The organism is Methylobacterium sp. AC832, from assembly GCF_979256025.1.
Genome location: NZ_CEEDMV010000005.1, coordinates 290,885 through 301,326, shown reverse-complemented (window position 1 = coordinate 301,326; position 10,442 = coordinate 290,885). Strand labels below are relative to the sequence as shown.

The window sequence follows — 10,442 nt, the reverse complement described above, 5'->3', positions numbered from 1 at the left end:
CCTCGAGGAATCGGTCGATTCATTCTTTCGGAGTAGGTAGTGTTAATCGGGCGTTCATCCGCCGCAAGTGTGGCAGACGCCTATTCAGTCTACATTCGTCATTGCATCGCACTCCGACCCAAGCGGTGCTCACACACCCCCGGCACAAGAACACGTTCACGATCAACGACGGACAGCAGATTGGTGCGTCGCACAACGATGCATATTCCGCGTCGGTAGCGCTCTGTGCTCAGGCCGATTTGGGCAGTGGCGAAAACTCTTACGGATCATGAGGGCGACCTGACAGCCCACCCTGCGCTGAGCAAGCTGCCGGGCGGACGCCGCGTCATATCGATGCGGATGAAGCCGTGAGGGGATCACGTAGGCCGCTGCCGGCAAGGTGCGGCGATGGGCTGTCAGAACACAACTGGAAACGACATCGTCACCACCGTGCCGCGCTCGAACCGCGACGCGATCTCGAACTCGCCCGACCATCCCATGACGATCCCCTTGACGATGGCGAGCCCTAAGCCGGTGCCCTGGCCCTCGGTCTTTGTGGTGAAGAAAGGATCGGTCGCACAGGCCGCGACCTCTTCGGACATGCCACACCCGTCGTCGATCACCACGAGCTGAAGGCATGGCACCTCGGCAGGACCCGCGGTGAAGCGCCGGTTGCAACGGTCGACCCGCACCGTGATGCGCGATGCCTCGGCCTGCATGGCGTTCTGGACGAGATTGAGCAGGATCTGGGTGACCTCGCTCTCCGTGGCGAGAACCGGGCTCTCGGTATCCCGAATCGCGACATCGAGAGGCGGACGCAGCATTGGCTGGAGGAACGCGCAGGCATTCTCCACCGCATGGCCCAATGGTATGGCTTCAGGTACCCTGCGCTCCTGTCTGACATAGGCCAGGATGTTGCGGATGACCCCGACCGCCTGATCGGTGCAGGCGAGGATGGTTTCGAGGTCTGCCCGCTCGGGCGCATTCGCCTCGAAATCCGCGAGCATGATCTCCGTCATGCCATGGACCGGCTGAAGCAGGTTATTCAGTTCGTGCGCCACCGAGCCAACCATCTGGCCGAGGGTCTCGAGGCGCTGACGCTCCCGTTCCGTTCGCTTGCTCTCCTCCTGCCGCTGCCGTTCAAGCAGTTCGAGCTTGCTCCCGAAGGCAATGGCCGCCGCGATGGCCAGGGCGCTCAGACAGGCCGACATCCGGCGGATCATGGCCGGCTCGCTGATGGCGATTCCCATCTCCGAGAGGGATAGAGTGGCTCCCTCGTGAAGGCCGACAATGTCTTCGAGCGAGACATCTGTCGCGATGGCCTCGCGGCCAAGCTCCTCGATATCGACGAGAGCGGCCTCCCCCTCGGTCATCACGTAGGAGGCCATCCCGGCGGCATAGCGGTCGAGGAAGGCCTTCACACCACGGCTCCGTCGAAGGCGACGCAGAGGACGGAGCAATCGTCGCTCTCGCATCCGAAGCGCGCGAGCAGGCAATCCGCGAGCCTTTGTGGTTCGTCGCGAAACCGCCAGCAGGTCTCGTCGATATCCACGTGCCGCAGGCCGTCGCTCCATAGAACCAGCACATCCGCCGGATCGAACGCGAATGTGAGGGGGCGGATCGCTCGGATTCCCGCCCCGACGATGCCTGCGGCCCCGTCGAAGCGCCGCGTTCGAGCGCCGAATATCCCGCCCTGAATGTTGCCGACCCCCGCAACGGTCAATGTCATCGCGGCAAGGTCGATCTGCACGAGGGTGGCCGCCACGCCCCGTGTGCGCACGATCGCCCGATCGGCCCGTTGCATCCGTTCGGCCAGGCCGAGGCCGGAAGAATCCTCCACGGCGGCCATGAAGGATTCGGCGGCGAGCCGCGCGGAGGTGCCATGCCCGAGGCCGTCCGCCACGGCGATGAGCGTCGAGTCATTCTCCCGCCACCAGGCGACGACGTCACCGCAAGCGGTCTCACCCGGGAATGAGCGCAGGGACGAGGCGATCTTCATATACGGGTCAGGCTGCAGGCGATGCGGGTTCCCTCGCCGGGACGCGTCGTCACCGCGAAGGTGTCGACGAGGCGCCTTGTCCCGGGCAACCCGCATCCCAGGCCCCCGAGGGTCGAGTAGCCATCCTGCATGGCCAGAGCGAGATCGGGTATGCCGGGGCCGTCGTCCTCTGCGGTGAAGCCGATGGTTGGAATGCCGTTCACCAGCGCGGCTGTCAGATGGATGACGCCGCCACGGTCGGCATGGAGGACGAGATTGGTCGCGATCTCGGACACCGCCGTGGCGAAGCCATAGGCCTGCACCGTCTTGAAGCCATGTCGGCCGGCTATATGCCGCGCGGCCCGCCGGGCCTCGGCCACGTCGATCTCCGCGATGATTCGGAACATCAGCGTTTCGAGGGGGGTCTCGTCCGGACGTTCGGATCCGATGGGCGTCGTCATGTATGCCGCACCATCTGCGCCCGGATCATGGTTCGTCCCGGCCGCGTCTCCACGATCATGTCGTCCATCAACCTGAGGACGGCGGACATGCCGAGACCGAGTCCTCCGCCGGTCGAGAAGCCCGGAGTGAGGGCGGCGGTCACGTTGTCGATGCCGGGTCCCCGATCCTCGATTTCCAGCACGATGGTGCGGGTCAGGACCGCCACCTGTGTGGTGATGCGGCATTGGCCGCCGCCGGCGTATCGGAGGGCGTTGCGGGCCAGTTCGGAGATCACCGTGGCGAGGCGGGTCTGATCGACGGTGCAGAGCCCTATGTTCCGGGCTGCGTCCCGCCCGGCCTGACGCGCGATCAGGATGTCTTCCTGTCCGTGAATCTCCACGACCGATACCAGGGTCGCCGACGTCTCGTCGGAAAATTCAGACCTCAGGTGGTTCGTCACGGTGACCTCCGCGGGTGGCCATCGCCCTCTGAACCTTCGCGACGCCGCCTTCGAGGTCGAACGCCGTTTCCATCTGAATCAGGTTCTGGCCCATCTCCACCAGAGTCAGCGCCACGGCGGGGCGCATGCCGGCGAGTACCGCGACACCGCCCATGATGCCGACCATCTTGGCGGTCTCCGACAGCACCCGCGCCATGTACGAATCCACTACGTCGACGGCGGTGATGTCGATGACGAGCCCATCCGCGCGGTCGTCGCGGAGCAGGGCCAGCGCATCGATCTGCAGATCCATGACCTGCTGGTCCGTCAGGTCGGCGGGCAGGGAGGTCAGCAGGACGCGCCCGAGCTTCAGGATCGGGACGCGCATCAGAACCCCGCCTTGCTGGGCGGTGCCTGGCCATCGGCGCAGAGCAGGCGGAAAGCTTCGCCGAGGCCGGCCCGCAAGGTGCCGCGGGTGATCATGCTCGTGAGGTTCACATCGAGCTTCACCAGTGTCTGCGCCGCATCCGGGCTGATGCCGGTGACGATGACCTTGGCGCCCAGAAGGCGTGCCGCCTCCACGGTCTTTGTGAGATGGAGGGCGACGCGGCTGTCGATCACCGGCACTCCCGTCACGTCGAGGATGGCGATGTGGGCTTCCTCCCGCGTCAACGCTTCGAGCAGCCATTCCATGATCTGTCGCGCCCGCTGCGTATCGACGATGCCCACGAGCGGCATCAGCACGATGTGGCGCCAGATCGGCAGGGCCGGTGTCGCAAGGTCGAGAAGCGCACGGCTCTGGCGCTCGATCAGCCGCTCGCGGGTCTCGACGAAGGCCGAGAAGGTCACGAGGGCAACTCTGTCCACCGTGGCATTCAGGTGCGCGAGAGTCTCGAGGAGTTCGGACGAAAGACCGCCGGCTTCGCGCTGGATGACCGCGCTGACGACGGGTTTCAGCGACATGACGAGGGTCGCGGTCTGGGCGGGGGTGTAGCCGTCCCGAGCCCGCGCCGAGCTGATGATGGTTGCCTGTGAGGCGACCTCGCGGAAGCTGTCCTCGGTTCCTTCAATGCCGCTGAGGAAGAACGCCGTCAGCGCGTCGAGAAAGGCGGCGAGTTCGATTCGCAGAACGCGGGGTGAAGCACTCGGTGTCACGCCGGCACCGCGATCGTCGCGTAAACGCTCGATCCATGAATCGATCACCGCATCGCGGTGCTCCGACAGGATACGTCCGAGACTGTGCATCAATTCACTCCCTTCAGACGGGCGGCGAGCAGTTCCGTCACGCAGTTCAAGAGCTCTTGCATGCCCACGGGCTTCATCAGCACGCGGTCGGCTCCGGCCCGGATCGCCTCTTCGGTAGAGAAGAGCTGGGGCATCCGTGGCGCCCCGCCCGTGATCGCCACCAGGGGAAGCGGCCGGGTGCGCGATTTCACGTGCTGGATCAGCGTCAATCCATCCTGTCCCGGCATCCAGAGATCGGTCACGATCAGGTCGAATGAACCCGATCCCAGCGCCTGTTCCGCTTCGCCCACGGAACCGCATTCGGTCACCAAATGACCGCCGCGTTCGAGGAATTTGCGGATGGTCCGCCTGACGACAGGGATGTCGTCCACCACCAGGACGGTTGCCATGCGCGCGTGATCACTTTCTGCTTGTAGACGGTACCAGCGGAGCCGAGAGACCGGACGTTAATGTAGGTTACCATTGTCCCGCTCTAGGCGCAGCACGGTGACCCATGGTTTGTGGTTCAGGCCCCATGCGTTTCATATGCAGGGAGCCTAGAAAAGCTCGATCTCGTCGCCGCCTCCGACAACGAGTTTGCGCGGTGGAGATGGGCCATCGGCGTTCGCCACGGCGGCGAACTGATCGAGATCGGGCAACTCGCCCGTGGACTGGGCGGCGTTGCCCAACGCATCGAGATTGTGGCGTGCCGCCGCGAAGATCGTCTCAAGATGTTCGAGACGCTGGCGCGTGACATCCTGGAACTGAATCGAAGCCATAAGCTCGACCACCGGCTGAGCGATGCGTGCGCTTTCGTCCTGAACCTTCACCAGTGTGTCGCGCTGATGCGAGATCAGTCGCTCCATGTTCTCGGTCAGGTCCGATATCGCCGTCGAGATCTTCCCGAGTTCCACACGCTCACCCGCGATGCGGTGACTGACGAGGGTCGTCAGGTTTTCCCGAATCGAGCCACGCAGCGTCATCAAACCCTCGTTAATGCGGGTCGCCGCCTGATCGGAGGCTTGCGACAGCTGCTTGACCTCGGATGCGACAACGCCGAAGCCGGCCCCGAACTCCCCAGCGCGCGCCGCCTCGATAGCGGCGTTGAGAGCGAGGAGATTCGTCCGCCTTGCTATGTCGCGGATACCGCCGACCAGGCCGCTCAGTTGATCCGTCGCGGTTTCCACATCCTCGAGCCGCACGCGGCACTCCTCGATGTCCCGGTCACGGCTTTCGAGAAAGGCCGCGATCAGGTTTCGGTTCGTCACGAGTTGCCGGTCGGTCTCCTCCACGATCTCGATCACGCGGGTGTTGGACCCGGACGAATCGAGGAAGCTCAGAAGGTCCGACATGGCGATGTCGACCGCTCGCAGGCTCATCATGATGTTATAGGCCGCCGCTTCGGTCTCGGATGTCACCGAAGCGGTGTCACGCGAGGCCCGCGCGAAGAGCTGATCGTAGACGCCGAAATGCTGCGTCAAGGCATGGTTGAATGGCGGAGGCTCGGTGCCGGACGGCCCTTCCGGCTCCTCCTCACCCGCCTTCGCCTCAGCCTGCTCATGGACGTCGTCGTCCGCGGCAGGGGCGGAAGCAGGATCGTCGGTTCGACGGCGGGACAGACGTGTCGCAGTGGAAGCCAGCCACGTCGTCGCGAACCCTGCCGCCGCGATGGCGAGGAGGGCCGGCGTGAGACCGAGCGTGGGCAATCCGGCCGCGCCGACGACGAGGGCCGAAAATCCGGCCGCGAGCGGTGCGATCCGCTCCGGCGGTGGAAGGATGGCTTCCCTCCTCATGATTCAGGCGCCCGGCACGAGCTGGCGAATGACCTTGATGAGGGCGGTCGCATCGACTGGTTTCACAATCCAACCGGTGGCTCCGGCCGATTTAGCTTCGTTCCGTTTGTCCTGCTGCGACTCCGTCGTCAGCATCAGGATCGGCGTGAACTGAAGGCCAGGAAGCTTACGCACACGGCGGATCAGCTCGATCCCGTCCATCGCGCCCATATTGAGATCGGTGATGACGAGAGAAGGCTTGGTTCCGGTCTTCAAAGTCTCGAGCGCCTGCTCTCCGTTCGCTGCTTTGACAACGCCGAGTCCAGCTTTGGTCAGGATTCCCTCGATGCTCATGAGCATCGTAGGGGAATCATCGACGATCATGATGGTCGCTGCCATGAATGCTCCTTAGACAAATTATAGAAGTCGAGTTCAGACATAACTTTCTGGAAATCACTCAATAGGTGGCAAATCATTGATTAGTGGTTTCATTGTTCCAGATATATCTTCTTTTCCCCAGCGCGTTTCAGGATAAACGGGTATCAAAAGCCTGCTCGGGGTTAAATTCAGGCCAGAGTCCCCCCAGTTCATCCGCCAAGACGCGATAATCGGCCGCACCACGACTGCGCGGGGCGTAATCGTGGATTGGCCGCCGGGCAGCGAAGGCCTCCGCGAGCTGAATGTCGGATCGGATCCCGCTGAGCAGGCGGTCGAAGCCGAACTCCGTGCCGACATCCTGCAGGGTATCCCGGTGATGGCTCGTGCGCGGATTCAGCATCACGGGAAGCAGGCCCGCCAGCGTCAGCCCCGCATTCACCGTCGTGGCGATCCGGAAGAACAGCCGCGTCAGTTGCCGCACGCCTTCGGCTGACAAGGCGTGGGGGATCATTGGGATCAGGACGCTATCGGCGGCCGCCAGGGCATTGACCAGGACCATGTCGAGAGAGGGCGGCGTATCGAGGATGACGAGGTCGAACCGCTCGGCGATGGCGGGGGACCGTAAGTTATGTCGCAGAGCCGAGACACTCCGGTCGGCTACCCCCGTCCCGTCGAAAAGCGGGTCGGCGGGCGCCACCGCGACATTGGCCGATACGCTCGGCCGGATGGCCTCCTCGATCGAGAAGCCCGTCTTGGAGAAGATGTGATGCGCCGTCGGCTCGTCCCGGCCCGCCACCACGCCGAAGCCGAGCCCGGCATGCCCCTGTGTGTCGAGATCGACGAGCAAGATGCGATGGCCGCGTGCCCCCCACTCCGCCGCGAGGTTGACAGCCGTCGTGGTCTTGCCGCTGCCTCCCTTCCGGTTGGAGATGGCGAGAATGGCGGTCACCTGTCGGCTCCGATCCCGCTGAGGAACGGCATGATTGCCTGGGCGAGCGTGGGATCCGACGGCGGCGCGATGCTGGCCGGCTGTGCGGCCGCCAGCACTTGGAGCAGGGCCGTGTGCAGGCCGGCGCATTGCGTCAGCACAACCTTGGGCACCTTGACCCGGCCAAAGAAGGCCTGGAGGTCGAGGGCTTCCTCCACCGAGCAATGACCTTCGAAATGCACGGTCGTGCGAGCAATTCTCAGCGGCATCAGATCAATTCCTTGAGGTCCAGGATGAGCAGGACGCGGCCGTCTCCCAGGAGCGCGGTCCCCGAATAGCCCCGCATGCCCGCCAGGGCGCCCTGGAGGGGCTTGAGGATCACGTCCATTCCCTCGCGGAAATCGTCGATGACGAGGCCCACATGACGGCCGTCGATCTGGCAGACGAGGACCGCCTCCTCGGCTTCCTCGTCGCTGTTCCGCTGGCGCGCCGGCACGCCCAGCAGGGTCGACATCCGCATCAGAGGGATGACGATGTCGCGCAGGACGAAGGCTTCGGCGCGCTTGATCCGCTGGATCCGGCTTTCCGGCACCCGGACCGTCTCGGCGATCATGTCCATGGGCACGCCGTAGACGCCATCCGCGGCCTCCACGACCATCACCCGCGTCACCGCCATGCTGAGCGGCAGTGTGAGTCGGGTGGTGGTGCCTTCGCCCAGGCGCGATGTCACGGAAACACGGCCGCCGAGCTTCTCGACCGTGGTCAGCACCACGTCCATGCCGACGCCGCGACCGGACAGGTCGGAGATCTCCTGCGCCGTGGAGAAGCCCGGCCTGTAGATCAGGTTGATCGCCTCCTGATCGGACAGGCGGCCGGCCTCATCGGCATCGATGACACCCTTCTCGATCGCCGCGGCGCGGATCCGGGCCGGATCGATACCGCGCCCGTCATCCTGCACCTCGATGACCACGCCGTCGGCTTCCTGGCGGGCCCGCAGACGCAGGCTCGCCGTGCGTGCCTTGCCGGCGGCCTCGCGTATCTCGGGCTGCTCGATGCCGTGATCGAGGGAGTTGCGGACGATATGCAGCAGCGGGTCGCCGAGCGCTTCGATGATCGTCTTGTCGGCCGCCGTGTCTTCCCCTTCCACGGACAGGTCGATCTGCTTGCCGAGCTTGCGGGCGAGATCGCGTACCAGACGTGGGAATCGATCGAAGATGTCCGAGACCGGAAGCATCTGGACCTGCATGATCGCGCCCTGCATTTCCTGCGCGAGGCGGTCGATGACAGCGTATTGCTCCTTGATCTCCCGCGACATGTCCCGGGAGCCGTAGGTTTCCTCCGCCCGTTTGGCCAGGAAGGGCAGGCTGTTCTTCGAGACTACGAGCTCGCCGATCAGATTCATCAGCAGATCGACTTTGGCTTGCTCGACCTTGAGGGTCTTCTGTGGCGCGCGCACCTCCGGAGCTGCATTCCGTGCGGCTCCGTCCGGCACCGGTGCGGTACTCTTTGGGAGATCCGCAGCCTTCGGCAGGTCGGTTGAAGAGGTAATCGAGGGGAGTGGATCCGAGGGGGGGAAGGTATCCGGCATCCCACCGTTTTCGAGCACGTCCAGGAAGATCAGGAGCGGCAGGGTCGAGCGGCTCTCATGCGTATCCACGATCGCCTGCTGGAACGCATGACGTTGCGCGTCCAGGCCGAGGCCGACGAGCAGGTTGCCGACCACCGCCGCAACGGAGGCCAGCCGAATCTCGTCATACCCGTCCTTGCCGAGGGCTTGCCGCTGGCCGGCAATAATGCTGCGTGCCACCGCTCCGTTGGGGCCGTCCAATAGCGTGGTCGGAGCCCCCGACGCAGTAGCGGATACGGTGGAATTCCCTGCGCCGCCGAAGCGCCCGGTTCCGGCCGCGTCGATCAGGGCGCGGACGAGGTCGTGGTCCGGAGCGGTGGCGGAGGCTGCGTCTTCGAGCCAGGAAAGGGCGTCGTTGCGCCATAGACCCGGCCCGGTGAAGCTCCGAAGCGTCGCCGCGCTGGCACGGATGGCCGCAAGATCGCCTGCCGCGTACTGGGCCGAGGCGGCCTCGTAAAAATCGTCCCAGACCGGCCCGTCGCTCGGCTCGCCGGTAATCTGGACGAGGTCACGGGCAGAGACCGGGCTGAACGAGACCTGATCCAGCTCGTAGCGTATCGCCTGCTCCACCTCGGTCCGGGGGGCGTCAGTGAGGATGTGGAAGCGCAGGTTGCAATGGTAGGGGTCGAGATCAGCTACCGGTCCCCAGGGCGCCACCGCCTCGATGGTGAAGGCCATGGCCTCGGGAACCTGGAGGGCGGCCTGAAGCGGGTCGGTGCCCGCATAGAAGCAGCCGGGGTCGGGCTCGTAGCACAAGGCCAGAACGGTCGCGCCTCGACAGGCACGACGGAATCCCTCCCGAAGGGATTCCACGGGCAGGCGATGCAGCCAGATCGGCGGCGCTTCGGCCGGCAGCGTTGCGTCAGCCGTCGTGGCGGTTTCCGGCGAATCCTTGGAGGCGACCCGAGCGCGCAGGCCCGATGCCATCCGGCTGGCTACGCCATCGGCATCGGCGGGAAGCTCGGCGTCGCCTTCGAGACGGTCGACCCAGAGGCTGACCTGGTCCAGGCTGTCGAGCAGCATGTCGACAAGGCTCGAATCGAGGACGATTTCCTGCGCTCGAACCGCACCGAGCAGATCCTCGGCGGCGTGGACGAGACGGGTCAGCGCGGTCGCGTCGAACAGCCCCGACGACCCTTTCAGGGTATGGACGGCCCGAAACACTTCATTGATCGCAGGTCCGTCCTGCGGGTTCTTCTCGAGCCGCAGCAGGCCGCCGGCGGAGGCCTGCAACAGTTCCCGCGCTTCCGGAATGAAGCGCTGCAGCAAGGGGTTGTTACGGCTCGGGTTGCTCATGCCGCTGCACCGGTGAGAAGGCGGGCGGTCTGGACCAGAGCGACGGGATCGGCGGGCTTCACCAGGTAGAGGTTGGCGCCTGCATCATAGGCTCTGGCGGCATCCTGGTCACCGGCTTCGGTATTGATCGCCACCACGGGAATCGCCCGTAGTGCCGGCTCGTTCCGAAGGCGAGACAGCAACTCGTAGCCGTCCATCTTCGGCATGTTGATGTCGACGATCAGCATGTCGAAACGGCCGAGAAGCGCCCGCTCCAATCCCTCGAATCCATTCGCCGCCTCCTCGACGACGAAGCCCGCCCGGCTGAGCACGTCGCGGTAGAACATGCGCATCGTCGCGCCGTCCTCGACCACGAGGATCTGTTTCTGTTCGGCGCTCAT

13 protein-coding genes are annotated in these 10,442 nt (G+C 64.8%); all 13 read right to left on the bottom strand.

What is annotated here, in order from left to right; translation table 11 throughout:
- Window positions 1-395: 395 nt before the first annotated feature.
- A complete protein-coding gene (locus AC0IXR_RS18975; protein WP_471761806.1) occupies window positions 396-1,400 on the bottom strand; it encodes a sensor histidine kinase in 1,005 nt (334 codons plus the stop codon).
- Entirely contained in the window at window positions 1,397-1,978 is a 582-nt protein-coding gene (locus AC0IXR_RS18970; protein WP_056424965.1) for a SpoIIE family protein phosphatase, read from the bottom strand. The genes AC0IXR_RS18975 and AC0IXR_RS18970 overlap by 4 nt, the downstream gene beginning before the upstream one ends.
- Complete coding sequence (locus AC0IXR_RS18965; protein WP_471761805.1) at window positions 1,975-2,418, bottom strand: ATP-binding protein; 444 nt, start codon at window positions 2,416-2,418, stop codon at window positions 1,975-1,977. Before AC0IXR_RS18965 ends, AC0IXR_RS18970 begins: the two co-directional genes overlap by 4 nt.
- Complete coding sequence (locus tag AC0IXR_RS18960; protein ID WP_471761804.1) at window positions 2,415-2,858, bottom strand: ATP-binding protein; 444 nt, start codon at window positions 2,856-2,858, stop codon at window positions 2,415-2,417. Before AC0IXR_RS18960 ends, AC0IXR_RS18965 begins: the two co-directional genes overlap by 4 nt.
- A complete protein-coding gene (locus AC0IXR_RS18955) occupies window positions 2,836-3,225 on the bottom strand; it encodes an STAS domain-containing protein (protein WP_056424960.1) in 390 nt (129 codons plus the stop codon). Before AC0IXR_RS18955 ends, AC0IXR_RS18960 begins: the two co-directional genes overlap by 23 nt.
- Window positions 3,225-4,082 carry an STAS domain-containing protein gene (locus AC0IXR_RS18950; RefSeq protein ID WP_471761803.1) on the bottom strand — a complete coding sequence of 286 codons (858 nt, stop codon included), beginning with the start codon at window positions 4,080-4,082 and terminating at the stop codon, window positions 3,225-3,227. Before AC0IXR_RS18950 ends, AC0IXR_RS18955 begins: the two co-directional genes overlap by 1 nt.
- The gene (locus tag AC0IXR_RS18945; protein WP_056424954.1) at window positions 4,082-4,471 is read right to left on the bottom strand and encodes a response regulator; all 390 of its coding nucleotides are present in this window, start codon (window positions 4,469-4,471) and stop codon (window positions 4,082-4,084) included. Before AC0IXR_RS18945 ends, AC0IXR_RS18950 begins: the two co-directional genes overlap by 1 nt.
- Window positions 4,472-4,618: 147 nt before the next feature.
- The gene (locus tag AC0IXR_RS18940; RefSeq protein WP_419952239.1) at window positions 4,619-5,854 is read right to left on the bottom strand and encodes a methyl-accepting chemotaxis protein; all 1,236 of its coding nucleotides are present in this window, start codon (window positions 5,852-5,854) and stop codon (window positions 4,619-4,621) included.
- Window positions 5,855-5,857: 3 nt separating this feature from the next.
- Window positions 5,858-6,232 (bottom strand): response regulator, encoded by a 375-nt coding sequence (locus AC0IXR_RS18935; protein ID WP_056424947.1) that lies wholly within the window; start codon window positions 6,230-6,232, stop codon window positions 5,858-5,860.
- 127 nt (window positions 6,233-6,359) lie between these two features.
- Window positions 6,360-7,160: a ParA family protein gene (locus tag AC0IXR_RS18930; protein WP_471761802.1), complete on the bottom strand. Its 801-nt coding sequence runs from the start codon at window positions 7,158-7,160 to the stop codon at window positions 6,360-6,362.
- Window positions 7,157-7,408 carry a hypothetical protein gene (locus AC0IXR_RS18925; RefSeq protein WP_471761801.1) on the bottom strand — a complete coding sequence of 84 codons (252 nt, stop codon included), beginning with the start codon at window positions 7,406-7,408 and terminating at the stop codon, window positions 7,157-7,159. The genes AC0IXR_RS18930 and AC0IXR_RS18925 overlap by 4 nt, the downstream gene beginning before the upstream one ends.
- Window positions 7,408-10,062 carry a chemotaxis protein CheA gene (locus AC0IXR_RS18920; RefSeq protein WP_471761800.1) on the bottom strand — a complete coding sequence of 885 codons (2,655 nt, stop codon included), beginning with the start codon at window positions 10,060-10,062 and terminating at the stop codon, window positions 7,408-7,410. Before AC0IXR_RS18920 ends, AC0IXR_RS18925 begins: the two co-directional genes overlap by 1 nt.
- Entirely contained in the window at window positions 10,059-10,442 is a 384-nt protein-coding gene (locus AC0IXR_RS18915; RefSeq protein WP_471761799.1) for a response regulator, read from the bottom strand. Before AC0IXR_RS18915 ends, AC0IXR_RS18920 begins: the two co-directional genes overlap by 4 nt.

Coding starts and splice junctions, on each gene's coding strand:
- AC0IXR_RS18920 (WP_471761800.1), bottom strand. CDS start 10,062: ATGAGCAACCCGAGCCGTAACAACCCCTTGCTGCAGCGCTTCATTCCG.
- AC0IXR_RS18970 (WP_056424965.1), bottom strand. CDS start 1,978: ATGAAGATCGCCTCGTCCCTGCGCTCATTCCCGGGTGAGACCGCTTGC.
- AC0IXR_RS18955 (WP_056424960.1), bottom strand. CDS start 3,225: ATGCGCGTCCCGATCCTGAAGCTCGGGCGCGTCCTGCTGACCTCCCTG.
- AC0IXR_RS18915 (WP_471761799.1), bottom strand. CDS start 10,442: ATGAGCGCCGAACAGAAACAGATCCTCGTGGTCGAGGACGGCGCGACG.
- AC0IXR_RS18945 (WP_056424954.1), bottom strand. CDS start 4,471: ATGGCAACCGTCCTGGTGGTGGACGACATCCCTGTCGTCAGGCGGACC.
- AC0IXR_RS18935 (WP_056424947.1), bottom strand. CDS start 6,232: ATGGCAGCGACCATCATGATCGTCGATGATTCCCCTACGATGCTCATG.
- AC0IXR_RS18940 (WP_419952239.1), bottom strand. CDS start 5,854: ATGAGGAGGGAAGCCATCCTTCCACCGCCGGAGCGGATCGCACCGCTC.
- AC0IXR_RS18950 (WP_471761803.1), bottom strand. CDS start 4,082: ATGCACAGTCTCGGACGTATCCTGTCGGAGCACCGCGATGCGGTGATC.
- AC0IXR_RS18925 (WP_471761801.1), bottom strand. CDS start 7,408: ATGCCGCTGAGAATTGCTCGCACGACCGTGCATTTCGAAGGTCATTGC.
- AC0IXR_RS18965 (WP_471761805.1), bottom strand. CDS start 2,418: ATGACGACGCCCATCGGATCCGAACGTCCGGACGAGACCCCCCTCGAA.